This is a genomic window from Shewanella sp. S1-49-MNA-CIBAN-0167 (assembly GCF_040310145.1).
GTDB classification, from domain to species: domain Bacteria; phylum Pseudomonadota; class Gammaproteobacteria; order Enterobacterales; family Shewanellaceae; genus Shewanella; species Shewanella psychromarinicola.
Genome location: NZ_JBEOPO010000031.1, coordinates 1 through 21058, shown reverse-complemented (window position 1 = coordinate 21058; position 21058 = coordinate 1). Strand labels below are relative to the sequence as shown.

The 21058-nt window shown below is 41.9% G+C and carries 19 protein-coding genes and 1 pseudogene; 16 read left to right on the top strand and 4 right to left on the bottom strand.

What is annotated here, in order from left to right; all coding sequences use genetic code 11:
• The first annotated feature begins 89 nt into the window (after positions 1-89).
• The 10 genes from apbC (at position 90) to AAEZ00_RS14570 (ending at position 8953) form a co-directional block, all read left to right on the top strand.
• On the top strand, positions 90-1205 hold the full coding sequence (gene apbC, locus AAEZ00_RS14615) for an iron-sulfur cluster carrier protein ApbC (protein WP_124013915.1): 1116 nt from the start codon (positions 90-92) through the stop codon (positions 1203-1205).
• Positions 1206-1213: 8 nt separating this feature from the next.
• Positions 1214-1852, top strand: coding sequence for a uridine kinase (gene udk, locus AAEZ00_RS14610; RefSeq protein ID WP_101030991.1), 639 nt, complete (start codon positions 1214-1216; stop codon positions 1850-1852).
• Between the two features lie 23 nt (positions 1853-1875).
• A complete protein-coding gene (gene dcd, locus AAEZ00_RS14605) occupies positions 1876-2460 on the top strand; it encodes a dCTP deaminase (protein ID WP_124013916.1) in 585 nt (194 codons plus the stop codon).
• A 5-nt stretch (positions 2461-2465) separates the two neighbouring features.
• On the top strand, positions 2466-3293 hold the full coding sequence (gene pabC, locus AAEZ00_RS14600) for an aminodeoxychorismate lyase (protein ID WP_372491480.1): 828 nt from the start codon (positions 2466-2468) through the stop codon (positions 3291-3293).
• The gene (mltG, locus tag AAEZ00_RS14595) at positions 3290-4303 is read left to right on the top strand and encodes an endolytic transglycosylase MltG (RefSeq protein WP_124013918.1); all 1014 of its coding nucleotides are present in this window, start codon (positions 3290-3292) and stop codon (positions 4301-4303) included. The genes pabC and mltG overlap by 4 nt, the downstream gene beginning before the upstream one ends.
• On the top strand, positions 4300-4947 hold the full coding sequence (gene tmk, locus AAEZ00_RS14590; RefSeq protein WP_124013919.1) for a dTMP kinase: 648 nt from the start codon (positions 4300-4302) through the stop codon (positions 4945-4947). Before mltG ends, tmk begins: the two co-directional genes overlap by 4 nt.
• Before the next feature lie 28 nt (positions 4948-4975).
• On the top strand, positions 4976-5959 hold the full coding sequence (gene holB, locus AAEZ00_RS14585; RefSeq protein ID WP_124013920.1) for a DNA polymerase III subunit delta': 984 nt from the start codon (positions 4976-4978) through the stop codon (positions 5957-5959).
• A 54-nt stretch (positions 5960-6013) separates the two neighbouring features.
• Positions 6014-6340: a PilZ domain-containing protein gene (locus tag AAEZ00_RS14580; RefSeq protein ID WP_101031003.1), complete on the top strand. Its 327-nt coding sequence runs from the start codon at positions 6014-6016 to the stop codon at positions 6338-6340.
• 43 nt (positions 6341-6383) lie between these two features.
• On the top strand, positions 6384-7172 hold the full coding sequence (locus AAEZ00_RS14575; protein WP_101031005.1) for a TatD family hydrolase: 789 nt from the start codon (positions 6384-6386) through the stop codon (positions 7170-7172).
• A gap of 767 nt (positions 7173-7939) precedes the next feature.
• A complete protein-coding gene (locus AAEZ00_RS14570) occupies positions 7940-8953 on the top strand; it encodes an IS110 family RNA-guided transposase (protein WP_124693490.1) in 1014 nt (337 codons plus the stop codon).
• 258 nt (positions 8954-9211) lie between these two features.
• Here AAEZ00_RS14570 and rsmF read toward each other — a convergent pair whose 3' ends face one another.
• Entirely contained in the window at positions 9212-10666 is a 1455-nt protein-coding gene (gene rsmF, locus AAEZ00_RS14565) for a 16S rRNA (cytosine(1407)-C(5))-methyltransferase RsmF (protein ID WP_124013019.1), read from the bottom strand.
• 124 nt (positions 10667-10790) lie between these two features.
• Between rsmF and AAEZ00_RS14560 the strand changes: the two genes are divergently transcribed.
• Positions 10791-12017, top strand: a complete 1227-nt coding sequence (locus AAEZ00_RS14560; protein WP_101031009.1) for a spore maturation protein — start codon at positions 10791-10793, stop codon at positions 12015-12017.
• A gap of 141 nt (positions 12018-12158) precedes the next feature.
• On the opposite strand, the gene AAEZ00_RS14555 is transcribed toward AAEZ00_RS14560, so the two are convergent.
• The 3 genes from AAEZ00_RS14555 to AAEZ00_RS14545 all read right to left on the bottom strand — a co-directional run bounded on the left by AAEZ00_RS14555 (position 12159) and on the right by AAEZ00_RS14545 (position 16123).
• Entirely contained in the window at positions 12159-14804 is a 2646-nt protein-coding gene (locus AAEZ00_RS14555) for an MlaD family protein (protein ID WP_124013020.1), read from the bottom strand.
• Positions 14791-15387: a paraquat-inducible protein A gene (locus tag AAEZ00_RS14550; RefSeq protein ID WP_101034658.1), complete on the bottom strand. Its 597-nt coding sequence runs from the start codon at positions 15385-15387 to the stop codon at positions 14791-14793. The genes AAEZ00_RS14555 and AAEZ00_RS14550 overlap by 14 nt, the downstream gene beginning before the upstream one ends.
• 109 nt (positions 15388-15496) lie before the next feature.
• A complete protein-coding gene (locus AAEZ00_RS14545) occupies positions 15497-16123 on the bottom strand; it encodes a paraquat-inducible protein A (RefSeq protein WP_101031014.1) in 627 nt (208 codons plus the stop codon).
• Positions 16124-16335: 212 nt separating this feature from the next.
• On the opposite strand from AAEZ00_RS14545, the gene AAEZ00_RS14540 reads away from it, so the two are divergent.
• The 5 genes and pseudogenes from AAEZ00_RS14540 to pepN form a co-directional block, all read left to right on the top strand.
• Positions 16336-16629 (top strand): YebG family protein, encoded by a 294-nt coding sequence (locus tag AAEZ00_RS14540; protein WP_101031017.1) that lies wholly within the window; start codon positions 16336-16338, stop codon positions 16627-16629.
• A gap of 49 nt (positions 16630-16678) precedes the next feature.
• On the top strand, positions 16679-17137 hold the full coding sequence (gene msrC / locus AAEZ00_RS14535; protein ID WP_101031020.1) for a free L-methionine (R)-S-oxide reductase MsrC: 459 nt from the start codon (positions 16679-16681) through the stop codon (positions 17135-17137).
• Between the two features lie 277 nt (positions 17138-17414).
• Positions 17415-18026: an RNA chaperone ProQ gene (gene proQ, locus AAEZ00_RS14530; RefSeq protein WP_101031021.1), complete on the top strand. Its 612-nt coding sequence runs from the start codon at positions 17415-17417 to the stop codon at positions 18024-18026.
• Between the two features lie 22 nt (positions 18027-18048).
• A complete protein-coding gene (prc, locus tag AAEZ00_RS14525; RefSeq protein WP_101031025.1) occupies positions 18049-20100 on the top strand; it encodes a carboxy terminal-processing peptidase in 2052 nt (683 codons plus the stop codon).
• A 135-nt stretch (positions 20101-20235) separates the two neighbouring features.
• Positions 20236-20997: pseudogene (pepN, locus tag AAEZ00_RS14520) on the top strand (aminopeptidase N); the annotation flags it as partial.
• Between the last annotated feature and the right edge of the window lie 61 nt (positions 20998-21058).

The window sequence follows — 21058 nt, the reverse complement described above, 5'->3', positions numbered from 1 at the left end:
CAAAACATGACGTAAAAAAGCTTATTAGTCGCTATTTTTTTACCAAGTTCTGATACACTTGTACAAATTTCTCGTTCGGAGTCGCCGTTTTGGTCAATACGCATACAAATTATCAATTAAGTGATGAATTATTGTCACCAGTGTTGGATATTTTAGAAGCATTTGAAGATCCTTATTTACACAAAGGCTTAGTCAGTGCAGGGTGTGTGACAGCATTGTCTATAGAAGGAAAACGCCTACAATTGGGCTTAGTTTATCCTTACCCGTGTATGACACAATACCGCGACATCGTGATGGCTGTGACTAATAAATTAGCTGTACTTGATGCGATTGATGAAGTGGAATGTGAAATCGATTTTCAGCCGCGGGTATATTCAGCACTCCCTGCTATTCCTCCGCTTCCTAATGTAAAGCAAGTGATTGCGGTAGCTTCTGGTAAAGGCGGTGTGGGTAAATCAACCACCGCAGTTAATCTCGCATTAGCCTTAAAAGCTGAAGGCGCCGAAGTGGGCATTTTAGATGCCGATATTTATGGCCCGTCTATCCCACTGATGTTGGGTATCCCTAATTTTCGTCCAGAATCGCCAGATGGCATACATATGACCCCGGCGTTGGTGCATGGCATTTCTGCTCAATCAATCGGTTTTATGCTTAGTGGTGATGAAGCTGCAGTATGGCGTGGTCCAATGGCGGCAGGGGCGCTAGCGCAACTGTTAAATGAAACACAATGGCCTGAACTGGATTATTTAATCATCGATATGCCGCCTGGAACCGGTGACATTCAATTAACGCTATCGCAAAAAGTGCCAGTGAGCGGTGCTGTCATTGTGACGACGCCACAAGATATTGCTTTAGCGGATGCCAAAAAAGGCATTACCATGTTTAATAAAGTTAATATTCCTGTATTGGGAATTGTTGAAAACATGAGTTTTCATCTTTGCCCTGAATGTGGTCATAAAGAACACCCCTTTGGCACTCATGGTGGCAGTCAAATAGCTGAGCGTTATAACGTGCCACTATTGGGCTCACTGCCATTACACATCAATATTCGTGAAGCCATGGATAATGGTACACCGAGTGTGATGAGCGAACCAGAAAGTGAAGTGTCTGGGATATATCGCGAAATTGCTCGTAAGCTTGGAGCTGAATTAGCGCTTCAACAAGTACAATCAGTCGTAAACATTAGCATATCAGAAGACGAATAAGGTAAGAGATGAATTCTCAGCAGTGTGTCATTATTGCGATTGCCGGTGCGTCGGCTTCAGGTAAAAGTTTAATTGCTAAAACAATTTTTGAAGAATTGTGCCGTGATTTAGGAACCAATCAGATTGGTGTGATCAACGAAGATGCCTATTATCATGACCAAAGTCATTTGACGATGGAAGATCGTGTCAAAACCAATTACGATCACCCCAAAGCGTTAGATCATCAGTTGTTAGCGACTCACTTAACTCAGCTAAAACAGGGTGAAGCAGTAAGTATTCCTTGTTATAGCTATACTGAGCATACTCGTACCAGCGAGACGCTCACCATGCAGCCTAAAAGAGTGATTATCGTAGAAGGCATTCTATTATTAACCGCTCCTAAATTACGTGAGTTAATCGATGCCAGTGTGTTTATGGATACGCCATTGGACATTTGTTTTTTACGTCGGTTAACCCGTGATGTTGCTGAACGTGGTAGAACAATGGAAACGGTTATTTCACAGTACAAACGCACTGTGCGGCCAATGTTTTTGCAATTCATTGAGCCGTCAAAGCAATATGCCGATATTATCGTTCCACGGGGTGGTAAAAATCGTATCGCAACTGATATTTTAAAAGCTAGAATTCAGCATTTATTGGCTAAATAGCCTTATCTAGGAGAGAGTGCAGTATGCGTTTAACCGATATTGAAATTGAGCAATGTTTAGATAATGGCACCATTAGCATCGATCCGCGTCCTGGTGTGGAAGCGATTTCGGGGGTGAGTGTGGATGTGCGTTTAGGCAGCCAATTTCGGGTATTTAAAGACCATACCGCACCTTATATTGATTTAAGTGGCCCAAGTGCAGAAATGCAAATAGCACTTGATCGGGTTATGAGCGACAAAATTGAAATTGCCGAGAATGAGGCCTTTTTCCTTCATCCTGGTCAATTAGCCTTAGCGGTAACCTATGAAAGTGTAACATTACCAGCAGATATTGTGGGTTGGTTAGATGGTCGCTCTTCACTTGCGCGCTTAGGCTTGATGGTGCATGCGACTGCGCATCGTATTGATCCCGGTTGGCAAGGCAAAATAGTCTTAGAATTCTTTAACAGTGGTAAATTACCGTTGGCGCTTCGTCCTGGGATGACGATAGGAGCGCTCAATTTTGAACGCTTAAGTTCAGCGGTTGCTCGCCCTTATAACACACGTAAGAGTGCCAAATATAAAGATCAGCAAGAAGCCGTAGCCAGCCGGATCAGCCAGGATACATAATGGCGCTGGTTTGGGTTAATCACGTTGAAGACGGCACGATCAATCCATTTGATCGTGGTGTAGCTTATGGCGATGGTGTGTTTGCGTCTATGCGTACCGCGTCGGCTGATATGCCTGCAGGAATTTTATTTCTTGACGAGCACTTGTCTCGTTTGCAACAAAGCTGTGAGCGTTTAGGTATTGAGTGGTGTGTCAGCGACTTACTCATCCAACAGCTGACCCAACTCGCTCAGCAATATCCTCAACATTGCATCAAGTTAATATTGACGCGCGGAGTGGGTGGACGTGGCTATCAAGCACCTTTGAGAGCCAATGTGACTGAAGTCGTGTCAGTTCATGCCATTCCTGATCATTACCATCATTGGCAGCAAAGCGGTATTACGCTAGCATCATCACCCATTCATCTTGGCAGGCAACCACTTTTAGCGGGAATGAAACACCTTAACCGATTGGAACAGGTGCTCATAAAGTCTCAACCTCTACCTAGCACACACCAAGATTGGTTAGTGTTTGACTGTGATTGTAATGTGATAGAGTCATCTGTTGCCAATATTTTTATCGTCAAAAATGATCAGATATTTACCCCAGCAATAACCCATGCAGGCGTAAGCGGAGTGATGCGAGAAATACTGATTGATACTTTGCTTTGCCATGGAATAGCAGTCATGGCAACGCAACTTAAGCTTAGTGATATTCAAGCCGCTGACAATGTATTGATAACGAACAGTTTATTTGGCGTTATTGATGTATCTGCCATTGACGATTTTCAATTTAGCCCTTGGACGCAGACATCGCGATTCAGGCACGTTCTGAGTGTGAATTTATCATCATGATTAAAACGTTAAAAATTTTTATATTAGCGAGTGTTATCCCTTTCTTTGTCGTGTTTTGCCTCGGTGGATATTGGCTCATATCCGGCTTAATTACTTATCAAAAGCAGCCATTACAGTTAACCGAAATTCAAACATTGACGGTAGAACCGGGTACCACTGTGATTAAGCTTGCGCAACAGCTTGAGCAACAATCATTGATTATTGATAGCTGGAAAGTCAAATACCTGGTTAAACTTGAACCTAAACTCGCCAATATTAAGACGGGATTATACCAAATGATCCCCGGCGATACGTTGGAAGCGTTATTAAGACGCTTATATTTAGGCCAACAAGTGGTTTTCAGCCTAACGCTAATCGAAGGTAAAACCATTGCTGAGTGGCAACAAACACTGGCCACCACTGAGCATTTAGCACAAGAGACCGATGCCTTTAATCAAGTCTTATTGAACCATGGTGATACTTCTGGTTTGCCCGAGGGTAAATTTTATCCCGAAACATTCCATTATCATGCTGATGATAGTTTACAGACAATTTTAAATCGCAGTTACACCATGATGCAGGAAAGCTTAGCGCAAGCATGGGAAGGGCGTGATCCTGATTTAGCCTTATCATCGCCGTATGAATTGCTGATTATTGCTTCTATTATTGAAAAAGAAACTGGCAACCCTGAAGAGCGCGATTGGGTGTCTGCAGTATTTAATAATCGACTTAAAAAAGGCATGCGCCTACAAACTGATCCCACGGTGATTTATGGTATGGGTGAACGTTATAAAGGCAATATCACTCGTAAAGATTTACGTGAAACTACCGCATTTAACACTTATAAAATTGATGGGTTGCCGCCAACGCCTATTGCGGCCCCTAGTCGGGCATCATTATTTGCAGCAGCAAGTCCAGCTAAAGTAAATTACTTGTATTTTGTGTCACGCAATGATGGCAGTCATGTGTTTTCATCAACGCTGAGAGCGCATAATAACGCCGTAAACGAATTTCAGAGAAACAGAAAATGAGTCAATACCAAGGCAAGTTTATTGTCATTGAAGGATTAGAAGGGGCAGGTAAATCTAGCGCAATAGCCCTAGTCAACGATATTATTAGCCAGCATATTGGTCAGGCCCCTGTGTGCACTCGTGAGCCGGGTGGCACTCCACTGGCAGAAAAAATGCGCGATTTAGTCAAAATTGTCGATGAAACCGATCCACTGTGTGACGAAGCGGAATGTTTGCTCATTTATGCTGCCAGAACGCAGCTAATTGCCAATGTGATCAAACCGGCTTTGTCTGCAGGCGAATGGGTGCTCGGTGACCGACACAATCTCTCTTCATTAGCTTATCAAGGTGGTGGACGAGGTTTGATGCCCTTAGTAAAAGCGGTGAGTGATGCGTGTTTACGTGGTTTTAAACCTGATCTCACTCTATATTTAGACATTGACCCTACACTTGGATTAAGCCGTGCAGCGAGTCGTGGCAAGCTTGATAGAATTGAACAACAAGCTATTGATTTTTTTGAGCGAGCAAGGCGAACTTATTTACAACTAGCCCATGACGATGACAGCATAGTAGTGATTGATGCCAGTCAATCAATGGAGCGGGTTCATGATGATATTCGTTTACAATTACAGCACTATTTGCCGGCGCTTATGGCTGAACAGTGATTAATATCGATAAGGATAATGTGGCGACATGAGTGATTATCACATTGACCAATTACCTTGGTTAGCCGAGTCGCATCAACGTTTTGTTGATCAGCATTACCGTGGTAGAAGCAGTCATGCTCATTTGTTCAAAATAGATAAAGCTTTAGGGGGCGATAAGCTCGCTAAGGCTTGTGCGCAAACAGTACTTTGCCAACAACTCACGCCCGTTGGCGCTTGTGGCCAATGTAAAAGTTGTTTGCTACTGGCTGCAGGTAACCATCCTGATTTATATGTTATAGAGCCTGATGGCACTCAAATTAAAGTCGATCAAATTCGTCAGTTATGCCAAGCGTTAACCCAAACGGCCCAGCAAGGTGGTGCGCGCGTCGCGATAATTGTCAATGCCGAGCGATTAAATTTAGCAGCAGCCAATGCACTACTGAAAACCCTTGAAGAACCCGGCGATGATGTTGTGCTCATTCTCCAAACGAATACATCAGCCCAGCTATTAGCGACCATTACGAGTCGTTGCCAAACGCTCAATTTTGTTGAACCCACTAAGCATGAGATCCACCAGTGGCTAGCTGCACAGCAGTTGTTACCCGCTGCCAATGCTGAGGGAAAAACCCATGATGTTACATGGTGTCTTAGTGTCGTTGGTGGACCTCTGGCGCTGGCAAACAGTTTAACCAGTCAGCATTATCAACAACTGCTGACATTTCGCCAAGATTGGGCTCAAAGTTTGAAAACGGGTCATCTAAGCAATAGTCTATTGAAGGTGTCTGAGCAACAGATTGTTGATGCACTTAATGTTTTGTATTTGTACTTACGCCAATATGTGTTAAAAAGTAGTAGCGTAAAAAATGATCCTGCGGGTTCTCAGTCGTTAAATCCGCTTGTTCAAGCCAAACTGATTGAGCTAGCCGGAAGAGTGATGAATATGTGTCACAAGCTTGAGACTATGCCGAGTGTCAACACTCAAGCCCTGTGTCAGCAATATGTACTCGCATTTAGGCAGCTAACCAATTAAAGACGTTTTGTTACACTGACTTTTATCCTATTTATGGAAATAAAATAATTATTTATGGTCGATCTTGTTGTTAACTACGATACATTACACAAACTTTATCGTGCTTACATGCCTTTTATTAAGCCTGCAGGTTTATTCATTGCGACTACAGAAAGTCATTTCTTAGGCCAAGAGCTTACTATTGCGTATCGATTACCTAATGCAACCCAAATAAACGAATTTAAAGGCTCTGTGGTATGGATTAATCCATTAGGCGCATCAGGCGGACGACCTGCGGGTATTGGGGTTAAAATTAAAACAGATGTTGAAAGTCATAAACATCATATTGAAAAATTATTATCGAGCGAACTTGCCTCTGGTGATTTGACCTGCACTATGTAGCTAGGTATTCTTGCGTATTAGTTTTATTTGCGAAAGAATTCCCATGCTAATTGATTCCCATTGTCACCTTGATCGCTTAAAAGCGGCCCCCGACTCAGCCAGTTTACAATCCATTATGGACAATGCCAAAGCCCAAGGCGTTGACTATCTATTGTGCGTCAACGTCCGTCAGCAAGGCTTTGAAGCCATGCGAGACAAAATGTCTGCCTTTGATAATGTATTTTTATCTTCTGGCGTACATCCTCTAGATGTGCAAGAAGGCTTGAATATTGAAGACATTAAACGTTTTGCAGAAGATCCTAGAGTGGTTGCCATTGGTGAGACTGGTTTGGATTATTTCTATGCAAATGACACAAAAACGTTGCAGCAACAGTGTTTCGAACAACAAATTGCCCTAGCCGTAGAGGTGGGTAAGCCGTTAATTGTCCATACACGTGATGCCCGTGAAGATACCATTAATATGCTAAAAGCAGGCCACGCCGACAAAGTAGGTGGCGTGCTACATTGCTTCACTGAAAACTGGGAAATGGCTAAAGCGGCGATTGATTTGGGCTTTTATATTTCTGTTTCAGGTATTGTGACCTTTAAAAATGCTGGTGAGCTTCGCAGTGTTATTCGCCAAGTGCCTAAAGACAGATTACTGGTAGAAACCGATTCACCTTATTTAGCGCCAGTGCCACATCGTGGCCGAGAGAATCAACCGGCTTATGTTCGTGATGTGGCAGAGTTTGTTGCACAATTACGCGGTGAAAAGTTTGATGAATTAGCTCAGTACACCACAGATAACTTTTTTAACTTATTTAAAGATGCCGCTAAGTTAATCGGACGCTAATTCGAGTCGTTCACTCATTAACTCATTCACTGGTTACTCGATGAGTATTCTGCGCTTTGTGAGCAATAACCTCATTATAGGCATCGTTTTTGTTGCATCCGCTCCGAGGTCGGCAATGGCGCTTGCGTTGCTCTACCTCCAGCATCTGACCTCCATGGCAGGAGACAATGGTCTATTTTGTTTGCAACAAAATAGACCATGCAGTCGTACTTCAACACGACCTAAGCCGTTAGATAGGGTTGAAACTTGCCTTTAATGAGCCATTCAAGTATGTCATATCTTAGTCGCTTGATCTTTGTTAAGGGAAGATCATTATTTCAACAACTTGTTTGAACTTAATAGCTTAAGCGCCCCAATGACATCGCGTCATTCATCATATGGGTATAAAAACACATAACTATACTGATGTATTTTTGTTTATTGATGTGATCTATTGATTAAAAAATAGATAAAAAAATGGCCCAAAACTATCCAGTTGTTTTGGGCCTAGGGAAAGGGCTCGATTAAGAGCCTTGCGCTACTGCTGAGGCATCATAAGAGTGCTTAAGATGCCAAAGACTGAATAAATCATTAATTAACTATAGTCAGACTTATTGAGTTTTGCATAAAAATTAATCAACAATGTTGGTTTTGGTCTGTTTTTTATCGCAAGATTTTGATTGTAAATGCTTTATTAACCCTAGCTGATGTGATGGTCTCCTCCCAATACGGCATCGATGTGCCATGATTGAAGTTGTTACACACAATCAAAATGGGAGGAGACCAAAATGAAGATTACAACAATAGGGCTTGATATTGCAAAAAGATTTTTTCATGTTGTTTGCTGTAATAAGCAGGGTCGGTTAATTAACAAGAAAATGTTAACAAGAGCGCAAGTATTAGCTTTCTTTCAAACACACCCATCCTGTTTAGTTGCTTTAGAAGCCTGTGCAACGTCTCATTATTGGGCAAGAGAAATACAACAGTGTGGGCACCAGGTAAAACTTATTCCACCTCAACATGTAAAAGCCTTTTTAATTGGCAACAAAAATGACTATAACGACGCCTTAGCCATTGCTGTCGCGGCTAACCAGCCACATATTAAAAGTGTGGGAATAAAGTCGATAGAGCAACAAGATAATCAAGCACAGCATAAAGCACGCGAGTTGGCGGTTAGGCAAAGAACGGCATTATGCAACCAAATAAGAGGATTAATCGCTGAATACGGTATTGCGTTAACCCAAGGTGTAAACAATATACGTAAAAGTATCCCTCTCATGCTAGATGATGAGGCCTCGCCATTATCAGGGGCGTTTAAAGCCATACTTAGGCAGCTACAAAGCCAATTAACTGCATTAGATACGTGTATCGAAGCCTATAGCCAATTGATTGTTGAAGCAGTAAAGCGCAATGATATTTGTCAGCGAGTTCAAACCATACCAGGATTTGGCCCTATGGTATCGAGTGCTTATTTTAATGAAGTGGGTAATGGCAGTCACTATCGACGAGGCAGGGATGTTTCTGCTTCCTTAGGTATCGTTCCCCGCCAGCACAGTAGTGGGGGTAAAGAGACGTTGCTAGGCATAAGTAAGCGAGGGAATAGTTACTTACGGTGTCTGTTAATCCAAGGAGCAAAGGCTGTGGTATCAAGAGCTGGAACGAAAAAGGATAAATTAAGTCAATGGATAAACCGGCTTGTTCAAACTCGGGGGCATAACCGAGCCTGCGTTGCTTATGCCAACAAAATGGCGAGAATGGCTTGGGCTATTACCGTCTCAGGAGAAGATTATTCAGCAGAATAAGTAAACCGCTCTTCAAAGAATTGCGTGGGTAGAGCAAAACGATGACATAACAGGTAAAACCTGCATATTGAAAACCTGATAACCTCAAAGAGCGAAAAGCCCGACGAGCTGATAAGGACGATATGCGCGTAATACATCGAGGTCAGAAGCCAATAGCTTCATTAAAAGACCGTATATATGACAGCAATCCTGTCCCTGTTATCGATGAGTTATACCTTGCAATACGGGAGGAGACCATATATGAGGTTAATTAGTGTGTCATAGACTTACGTTAACCTTGTCGCGGACTAATTCACGCGGTAAATTGTTTTTCAGCCTATGGCCTAAGTGTTTTACGACCCCAAGTACGACCTTGTGATAACTCACTAACATTTCACCTCGTGGCATTATGGCTAAATGTTGCTGTACCGATTCATCAAAAGTAGTTATGGCAATATCACGACCCATTAAATAATCTTGTGCTTGCGCGGCACTCAATTCCATAGTTTTTGTTGGGTTATGTGCTGCTGCTGATAAAGCAATAACGGCTTCATGTTTTGCTTTGTAGCCTTTTTTCATTGCATCAGCGAGCTTAATGCCAATACGTTGAAAGCGCATTTTGCCAATAAACGGTATAAATTGGGCTGGAAATAACCAATATTCATCATCACGTACCATGATCACGTCATCACTAGGTAACTCGAGACAGAAGTTGTTTTGAAAATATTGTATTAACTCCGTTTTTTGCTTTTCGTTTACGGGAGTAAATGGAAAGTTTTTTTGTAATTTTGGCTGTTTTTCTACTCGCTCGACTGAGGCTATTTTGCGGATTTTGGCGACAAAAAAACCTTCACTGTCGTAAATTTGTGGCCAAACATGTAGAAAACCTTCTTTAGTGCACGCTTGGTCTGCGCCATCAAATAAATCTGTCAATGAGATAAATTCAACCGCATCAGGATATATTTGTTTTAAGTGTAGACAGATATGTTGGTTTTCTAACTGGCTTAGGGTGCAAGTAGAATAGACTAAGGTCCCACCAGGTTTTAATGCCAAAAATGCAGATTCGATAAGATCTTTTTGGGTTTCGCCAATCGCAGTAACATCATCAATATCCCAATGTTTTAATGCCAATGGATCTTTACGAACCGTTCCTTCGCCGCCGCAAGGAGCATCCAATAAAATAGTATCAAACGATTCAAATAAATACTCACCAAATACTCTGCCATCAAAATGGGTCAGGGCAGTATGGCTTGCGCCCATTCGTAGCACGTTGGCATGCAATACTTTCACTCGACTGGCGGAGTATTCATTAGCAACTAATAAGCCACGGTTATTCATTAAGGCTGCTATTTGAGTGGTTTTAGAGCCAGGAGCTGAAGCAAGGTCTAAGACAATTTCAGGTGCGGTATCATTTGAAAAGAGTGCAGTTGGCGGCAGCATAGAGCTGGCTTCCTGGATGTAAAACAGCCCTTGAATATGTTCGATGGCATTGCCTAGCTGAATGTCATCTTTGCCTTCAATCCAAAATCCGTCCTCACACCAAGGTATCGGTGAGAGTTGCCAGCCTGCTTGCGTCATGATGTTGATAAACGCGACGGTACTTATTTTTAGTGTATTAACCCGAATGGATTGACGAAGCGGTTTATCACAATAAGCGATAAACTCTTCTAAAGATAAGTGGGCGGGTAACTCTTTCTCAATGTGCTTGATAAAGTTTGTATTTAATTGGGCCATAATAATAAACGATAAATTATTTTTGCAGTGATTGGGTCGATCATATCACGGAATTGTACGCCCTGATCGGCAATGATTACTGTATATTGAGGTTATTAAAACCGACTGGGTTATGGAGATATATGTGTTAAATAGAGTGTGGTTAGTATTTTTTATCATTGCCGCGTTGTCTATCGTGATCCAATTGGTAAATGGCAACGTCAATGTATTAAGCGAGTCGGTTACTGCTTTGTTTGCCAGTGCCAAATTAGCGGCAGACATCTCAATTGGCTTGATTGGTGTGCTAGCGTTATGGATGGGCCTTATGCAGGTGGGTGAAAAGGCCGGTGTAGTGGGTTTGTTTGCCCGTATATTCGAGCCTTTACTCTCCAAGTTGATGCCTGAGGTTCCTCGTGGCCATGTGGCGTATGGGAGTATTAGCATGAATCTGACTGCGAATATGCTGGGGTTAGATAATGCCGCAACCCCCTTAGGCTTAAAAGCAATGCATGATCTGCAAACGCTTAACCCGGTCAAAGCGGTTGCAACCAATGCCCAAATTTTATTTTTAGTGTTAAATACCTCCTCGGTAACGTTAGTCCCAGTGACAGTGTTTCTCTATCGCGCGCAACAAGGTGCTGCTAATCCTGCTGATATCTTTTTGCCTATCTTGTTGGCCACAAGTGTCTCGACCGTTGTGGGGCTGCTGGTTGTGGCTTTGGTGCAACGTATCTCGTTATTCAATAGTGTTATTTTGGCTTATGCTGCCATCATTATGAGTGTGTTCATGGCAGGTATGGCTTATTTAGTGACATTATCGGCCGATGCAATAGGCCAAGTGTCTATGATTTTGGGCAACGGCATATTGCTATTGCTCATTCTAAGTTTTATTTTAGTCGCCGGTTATCGCAAAATTGCTGTGTATGAAGAGTTTGTCGACGGTGCAAAGCAGGGGTTCAGTCAAGCAATCCAGCTTATTCCTTATTTGTTGGCGATGTTATTAGCGATTGGTTTTCTGAGGGCTTCTGGCGCATTAGATTATGCTTTGCAGCTCTTAGCTAGCGTCGTTAGCGCATTGGGAGCCGATACGCGCTTTATTGATGCGATGCCAACGGCATTGATGAAACCCTTTAGTGGTTCAGGCGCGCGGGCTATGATGCTAGAAACCATGAGTCACCATGGTGTTGACTCATTTGCTGGCCGATTAGCCGCAATCTTGCAAGGCAGTACCGAAACGACTTTTTATGTGTTGGCCGTTTACTTTGGTTCTGTCGGGATCCGTAATGGCCGTCATGCGTTGGCATGTGGTTTAACTGCTGATATTGCCGGTATTACTGCAGCCATAGGCGTGTGTTATTGGTTTTATGGTTAATAATAAAAAGTGTAAATGTATTTTAGTACGGGACAGTGATAAAAAAGGCCGATAAATTTATCGGCCTTTTTGTGTTTGAATCGTTATTTAACCTCAACGGAGAAAAGGCTGTTTGATAAGCGTTTATTATCCCGAGTGAATTTATTTAGCTTGTGTAGGTCGCCATTGTGTCCATTCATCTTGCGAATTTGCATGTAATGGGAAACGGCTTGTGGCATCGATACTATTACTGTCTGAGGTTGCATCACGTGTAGCAAATGCTATTCCGCCGGCAAGTATGGTCTCTAATGATCCCGTTTCTAACTTCGCGCCTGAAAATAATCCGACATCTAACTTAATCCCTGAAGCATCCCAAAACTGGCTGCTTTGGTTAATTAAATGAGCATATTCAGCATTGACATGGGCAAACAGCGTTATTTCAATACCTGAATCATCTAGCTGATAACCATCAATTTGGCCGACGTTAATGCCGCGAAAAAATAATGGCGTCCCCACTTTAATGGAACCCAGTTGATCATCAACTAATTGGAATACTACAGCATCTTTGGGCACATTGGCTGCAAAACTAGCGTGCGCTAAGGCGACAAACGTATCAACTAATTCCAGACTCTTGCCAGGGATAACCCCAATATACGGCCCCGTTAATAATGCATCTAGTGCATTAATCCCAGCTAAAGAAATCTGTGCATCAATAATGAAGTATTCACTGTCATTGGTGCTGAAGTGATGTGCATATTGGCCAAACAAATACGCTGTTGCACTAAGCGTGTTTAAATCTTGGTTTAGCTTAACGTGTGTCACCTCACCAATTTGATGACCTTGGAAACGAATGGCGGCATTGGCAGTGATGTTTGCACTGACGGGTAAGGTGAGATTAATGACCTTAGCCTGCATAAGCGCATATGATTTTTTGTCATACAAGCGCAGATTCGGCTCACTGTGTTGAATATCAGCTATGTCATCTATGTGGCCAAGAGTAATACTGCCGTTAATAGCGCCTTTAAGTGGGGCGACATTAATATCAACGCCCGCGAGACTGGCATTGATGGCGACAGCATCGTTGCGCCAAAACACTGTATTGGGTTTTATTAGTGGAGCAAATTTATTGTCGATATTAATATCGATGTTAAATTTATCTGTGTTTGCTAACCAGTTAATTTTACTTACCGAGCCGATTTGCATTTTTTTATAATAAATAGGTGATCCTTCAGCTAAATCTGCCCCATCAATACTGGTCAAGGTTAAATGGGTCATTTGCTGCTGAGCATATAATGCCTTGGCTGACTCAATTGATTCATGCAGTTTCAATTTACTATTGACCGCAAGTAGGGCGCTGTTATTACCTGGAATTAAGCTAATAGCCCCTTCAAGCATAGTGGTTACATCTCGAGTCTTAACACTTATGCCTTCTAATGAAGCATTTATGGATAATGCACTTTCAGGCACAAAGAAACTTCCCTTCGTGAGTAAATTTTTAAATTCAGGTAGAATTTCAATATGATACTCAACAGTTGAAAAATCTTGGCTTATGTTAGTACTGAGAATTTGGCCAATAGGTAATTGTTTATAACGCACTTGTGCACCATTACTGACACCAGTATGGGTATTGGCAACGACAGTTAGCTCAATTTTGTCTTCACTGAGTAAGTCTGGTGCACCTGAAGCCAGTTCAAATTGCATCGCCTCAGTTGATGCCTGGCTACCAGGCAAAACATTAATCACACTTCCTGTAACGAGTCGACTGACGTGTTTGACACCTTTTAATGATATTTCGGGACCACTTAACCAAAACTGACTATCTTTGGCAATTAACGCTTTGTACTGGTAGTTAACTCGAGCAATGAATTGAACCCCGGTTGGCGTTAAGGATTTTTTCTCAATTTGACCAATAGCAATACCACGGTAGATGATAGCTGTCCCTTCGCTGACATCCTCACCATTTGCCGCAGTTAGGCTAAAATCAATTCCACCGAGAGCCGTTTGTTGATCTTCATACAGGGTATATTCATCGCCATTTACCGCTTTTTCGGTATCAGTGCCACTATCAAAACTAATTCCGCCTGCTAAAATTGACGCAATACTTTCGGTACTGACTTTGATGCCAGCTAATGAGGCATCAATCTTTAACCCCGAGACATTCCAAAAGTGGGAATCTTTATTGACTAAATGAGCATATTGCTCTTGAACAAATGCGCTGATAATAATTTGCTTGTTGCCGTGTAGACGGTAGCTGACCACACTGCCGACAGGCGCTTGACGGAAAAATACTGGCGAGCCAACATCAATAGATCCCAGTCGAGGTGATTTTAGCTCGATCATGAGCCCTTCAATGCCGGGGAGGATTGCTGGCGCTTCTCGCTCAGCTTCGAATTCGGTTGCAGAGCGCCCATCTCCTGGCTGAATGGCAATATAATTGCCTGAAAATAAGGTGTCTAATCCTTCGACTCCAGTAATACTCGCTTTGGGTTTGACTAACCAAAAAAGAGTATTTTTGTTTAAAAATGGATCGGCGCGATAATCCATTACCACTTTGACGTTAACCCCTCTGAGATCATCATCAATACCAATGTCGGTGACTTTACCTACCGACAAACCTTGGTATTTTACCAAGGTTTTACCAATATCGATCCCGGCGGCACTGGGGAAGTGGATCAAAACGTCAATGCCGGACTCATTAATGCTTTTTACTCCTAACCAAGCACCTAATATTAAGGCGACAACAGGCAATAACCATATTGGCGAGAATAATTTTTTCTTCACAACTTTAGGCGATTCAATTTGTGTCATTAGTGTGTTCCAAGCGGTCCCAGAGTAAACGAGTATCTAACACTCTTGCCGCGAGTTGAGTCAGTAAGATTACTAACGCAAACGCGGTAGCGGCAGGTGCAGGTTTTGCGTCTAATAGTTGCCCCATATTGACTAGGGCAACTGTTAATGAAATCACGAATAAATCAAGCATTGACCAACGGCCAATCCATTCAATGATATGAAAACCCACCATCAATTTTCTTTTTGATACTGGAAGGTTAAAGCTGATAGCCGTTAAATAGGTGGCCAAACCAATAATTTTTAGCCAAGGCACTAATATACTGGCAGTAAACACAATAATAGCAATCGGGAACATGCCCGTTTTGACCAGATGGCTAATACCACTAAAAATAGTGTCATGGGTAACCTCTCCCCGATTTGTCAGGAGGGTTATTGGGTAGATATTGGCGACAACAAGTAAAATTGTTGCGGTAACCAGTAAAGCCCAACTTTGCTGAATGCTGGCATAATTTCGACTACTTAACTGGCTAAAACAGCGTCGACAATGACTACTCGTCGTCAGATTAACCTTGCGACAAACGGGACATAAACATAAGCCCATTTTTTTCCCCTGCAAATGCGTGGGAGTATTCGCGGTCGGCGCGTCTTTAAACTCATCAACCGATTCGGTAGGGAGCAAGGTCGGTTTATCTGGGGGTGCAATAGGAAGATTAGTCATCAACATAACCCCACATATGTTCTAGGTTATATTCACGTTGTAAAAATAAAATGATGATAAACAACATCGTAAAACAGAAGGTACCCATACCGAAATACACATCTGAAAAATCAGATAATTGGAATGCCGACACTAAAAAGCTAATCACATAAATTTCTAACATGGTCATTTGCGATATTAAGCCATGGTTTTTTAACAATGTGGTGTACGCTCTTTGCCAAAATGAACTGTGTAATTTTAGCTTTACAACGACAACCTGAGTCAGAATCGACAATATTAATAATCCAGGGGCGATAACAGCCGCAACCATGACGGCTAAGCCGACAACCCAATAACCTTCAGACCAAACTGTCACCGCGGCATGCATGACTGTTGTCGTGCGGACACTGCCAAGAAAGTGAATTTCTAATACAGGTAATAAATTGGCCGGAATAAAGATAACTAATGCTGCAATGCATAACGCCAGCATGCCATTAATAGAACAATAAGGAGAATCATAAAGAGCAGTATGACAACGAGGACAAAGCGCTCTAGCACTAGAGGGCAAGGCTCGTTTTCTCACCGCCAAATCACATGATTGGCATAACGTTATAGAATCATGATCATCAAATTCATGCATGAAGAATTAGTCTAATCCATTGTGAAACACATTATTGGGTAGCGAAGAGTTAAGCCTCTCTGCTTTGCCTTATATTGGCAGATAAATGAGTCTGTTGTTCAACAATCTCAATTTTCTGTGTTTGATAATATCAGAATAATCAGAACACTTGCATCATAAGTTAACTATGTGAGATTCTATGCACTGTATATAAAAACAGTGAGGATTACATCATGGCAGTGATAACCCAATTTGTCGTGGTCAGAGAAGGGGTGGAGAAGATGACATTTATATCGAAGAAAGAGGCTGATGCCTACGATAAGATGCTTGATATTTCCGATAACCTGGTGCCGTTTCTTATTAAGGCGGACCTCGGACTTGATGAAAATAAATGCGAACAACTGGCATTTTATCTAGCAAACAATAAAGATGAGCTTTCTAACTTGCTAAAAGGCATCGTACAGGTTAAAAACGCTCCTACAGCCAAAACCAAAAAGACTGCGGCTAAAAATACACCACTAGAATAGCGGCGTTAATCACTCTGTTTTCGAGTGAATGTCAGCTTAAGGAATGGAAATGAAAACCGAATTTTACCAAACATTAAATCGTCAAGCACAAGCTTTACTTGAAGGCGAAGATGATTTAATTGCGGCAATGGCAAATTTTTCAGCGTTGCTAAACGACAACTTAGCAGACCTCAACTGGGCTGGTTTTTATATCAAGCGTGGTGAGCAATTAGTACTAGGGCCTTTTCAAGGTAAAGTGGCTTGTACCCGTATCATTATGGGTAAAGGTGTATGTGGCACTGCTGCAGCGGAAAATAAAACCCAACGAGTGGCAGACGTGCATCAATTTGACGGCCATATAGCATGTGATTCTGCCAGTAACTCAGAAATAGTGATCCCTGTTAGACACGGCCATGAGGTTGTGGCAGTGTTAGATATCGACAGCCCATTATTGAATCGATTCGATCAAGATGATCAAATTGGTTTAGAATATATGGTAAAAAGCTTCGAAACTTGCCTATTTGGTTAAATAGCGAACAATTTTGATTAAATCATGGTCGCATTCGCTGTCGCGGGCTTTATAATATGCCGCTGTACGCATTTGTGCTGGATTTACTGATGATCGATGATTAAGCTGACAGTAAGTTTGGTTAAATTGTTAAGGTTTGTTTCTATGACTTTAGCAAACGAGCGGATAGTGATATTTTGTACGTTGAGCCTTAACAGTAAGGTTTAACGAAAGATGAACGACTGCATGGCAAATCTAATGCCGCATAATCAGTCCCTTTATTAACGTGGAAGTAAAAATGGAATCAACAGACAAGTTGACCGACACCAACGCAATTTTAGCGTATTTATATGAAACCTTTCCTTTATGCTTTATTGCTGAAGGCGAAACTAAACCATTAAAAATTGGTTTGTTTCAAGACTTGGCTGAACGGTTAGCTGATGATTCTAAAGTCAGTAAAACACAATTACGTGTAGCGCTTCGTCGTTACACAAGCAGCTGGCGCTACTTGAAAGGCGTTAAAGCGGGTGCCAAACGTATCGATCTTGAAGGTAATGAATGTGCTGAGTTAGAACAAGAACACATCGACCATGCTATTCTTACACTGAAAGAAAGCCAAGAGAAAGCCAAAGCCAAGCGTCAAGCGTTAGCGCCTAAAAAGCCTGCTAAGAAAGTTGCGCCTAAACGTGCTCCAGTGGTTAAGAAAGAACGTCCAGCTGCAGTAGTTGCGCCAGTCATTAAACTTGTGCCTGCAAAGCTTGAAGATTTGAAACAAAAGCAACGTGTGAATGTTAAATTAGGAGCCACACCAGTACCCGGTGTTGTGACTGATATTAATAAAGAAGATGTGCTTGTTCAGTTAGATACTGGCTTATCCATCAAAGTACGTGCAGAACACATACTATTATAGAAAATTTAAGGAGTACTTGTTGATGCGAAAACTTACCTTGGCCGCGTCAATTGCCTGTTTATTTGTCGGCTTTTCGGCATGGGCAATTTCACCAACGATTCAAATCAGCGAGTTACCTAAACTAGCACAAGAGCCACAGCATAAAGTGGCTAGCAAGCGAGTAACAACTTTGTTTACTCGCTCGCATTATCACCGTTTTAATCTCGATAATGCATTTTCTGAACAAATCTATTCTCGCTTTCTTGAGCAGCTTGATTATCGCCGTAATGTGCTGACTGCGGCAGACATTGCTAGCTTTAGTCAATATCAAAATCTGTTTGATAATATGCTCGAGTCAGGCAATATTAGCGCAGCATTTAAGATGTACGATGTGGTGCAAAAGCGTCGTTATGAACGTTTTTCTTACGCCTTGTCTTTGCTTGATAAAGAATTTGATTTTACCAAAGCAGGCGATTCGTATGAATTTGATCGCAAAGATGCTGCTTGGCCAAAAGATGAAGCCGAAGTTAATGACCTTTGGCGTCAGCGGGTTAAATACGATGCGTTAAACCTAAAGTTAACCGGAAAAAAATGGCCTGACATTGTTGAAGTGCTCGAGAAGCGTTATAACAATGCCATTAAGCGTTTAAGCCAAACCCAAAGTGAAGACGTATTTCAAACCGTGATGAACGCGTTTGCTCGCAGCGTTGAACCTCATACAAGTTATTTATCTCCCCGCAATGCAGAACGTTTCCAAATGGAAATGAACTTAAGCCTCGAAGGCATTGGTGCTGTGTTACAAATGGATGATGACTATACCGTTATCAAAAGTTTAGTAGCCGGAGGCCCGGCCGCAAACAGTGAAAAGTTATCACCTGAAGATCGAATTGTCGGTGTTGGCCAAAAAGATGGCGATGTAGTTGACGTTATCGGTTGGCGTTTAGATGATGTTGTTGACCTGATTAAAGGGCCAAAGGGCAGTGAAGTTGTTTTACAAATTTTACCGAAAAAAGGTGGTGCGAATGCTAAGCCTTTTGAACTGGTCATTACCCGAGATAAAATTCGCTTAGAAGATCGCGCTGCGACCTCAAAAGTGGTTGAGCCTAAAGAAGGTCAATATGCGGATCGTAAAATTGGGGTGATCCAGATCCCTGGTTTTTATATGAATTTATCTCAAGATGTAGCCAAAGAAATTACTCAACTTGAAAAAGACAATGTTGAAGGCATTATTATTGACCTTCGTGGTAATGGCGGCGGCGCGTTAACGGAAGCAACATTACTGACAGGCTTGTTTATTGATAAGGGTCCAGTGGTTCAAATCCGGGATGCCAATGGTGGTATTAATCAAAATAGTGATAACGATGGTGTCAGTGCATACAATGGCCCATTAACTGTGATGGTTGATCGTTATAGTGCATCAGCATCAGAGATTTTTGCAGCGGCTTTACAAGATTATGACCGTGCACTTATTGTGGGTGAATCGACCTTTGGTAAAGGAACCGTTCAGCAACATAAGAGTTTAGGTCGAATTTATGACATGTATGAAAAACCGATTGGTCACGTGCAATATACCATAGCTAAATTTTACCGTATTAATGGGGGCAGTACTCAGTTAAAAGGCGTCACTCCTGATGTGAGTTTTCCGACTGCATTAGCGCCTGGTGAATACGGCGAGTCAGAAGAGAAAAATGCCTTACCATGGGATAAAGTTCCAGTAGCTCAGTACAGCACGCTAGGAAATATTACCCCGATGTTGATCCAAAATCTTGATGCGAAGCATAAAGAACGGATCAGTAAAGATGTTGAGTTCAGTTATATTTATCAAGATATTAATGAGTTTAAAAAACATCATAAAGACAAAACGATATCGCTTGTTGAAAGCGAACGTATGGCCTCTCGTGAAGACGATGATAAGCGCGCTCTAGACCGGGCAAATGCTCGTAGAGTCCATGATGGTTTGGCTGCGGTAAAGTCTTTAGATGACATAGAAAAGAGCGATGACAGTAAGTTACCTGATGCCTTTTTAGATGAAACTGCTTATATTACACTCGATATGGCCGATGCTGAAAAAATGGCTAAAACAAGCCTAAAGTAATTTATGATAACTGTTAAAAAACGCGCTTAAGGCGCGTTTTTTATTAATCACAATAATTAATAATGATGCCAATTTTTTAAGTTTACACCCCAATATCATCAAACTGGCTTCAGTACTGTTCGACAAGGATCCTGTATGAATCAAGCTCAAGAAAAACACCTAAAAGATTATGCAAAGCCTGCCTTTACCATTTCCCATATTGATTTGAACGTTATTCTCGATGGTAAAAACACTAAAGCCACTGCTGTCAGCAAAGTGATCCGTAATGGCGATCATCAACATGATTTAGTGCTTGATGGTGAACAACTTTCACTTAGTTCGGTGAAGATTAACGGTGTGGCGGCAAATTATCGTCAACATGATAGCCAGTTGACGATCACCACAGAACAGACAGAATTTGAATTAGAGGTCATCACTTTACTCGATCCTGAGACTAACTCTAGTCTTGAAGGTCTTTACATGTCAGATGGTGCTTATTGCACCCAATGTGAAGCTGAAGGATTTCGCCGGATCACCTATTTCTTAGACAGACCCGATGTTCTGGCTATTTATACCGTGCGCATTGAAGCCGATAAACAAGCATGTCCTTTTTTGTTAAGTAACGGTAATTTAATTGATAAAGGCGAGATGCCACGTTCGGGTCGTCATTTTGTACAATGGCATGATCCATTTCCAAAACCAAGTTACTTATTTGCCCTCGTGGCAGGAGATTTTGATTTACTCAATGATACCTTTATCACGCTGTCTGGACGTGAGGTTAAACTGCAAGTATTTGTAGATAAAGGTAATCTACATAAAGCTAACCACGCAATGGCGTCATTGAAAAAAGCGATGAAATGGGATGAAACCCGTTTTGGTCTTGAGTACGACCTTGATATTTATACATGCCTATGCATCTGAGTCAGTTTTGGCTTATTCTTATAGTATAAATCAAGACTAGAAGTGAGATTTGCTATGA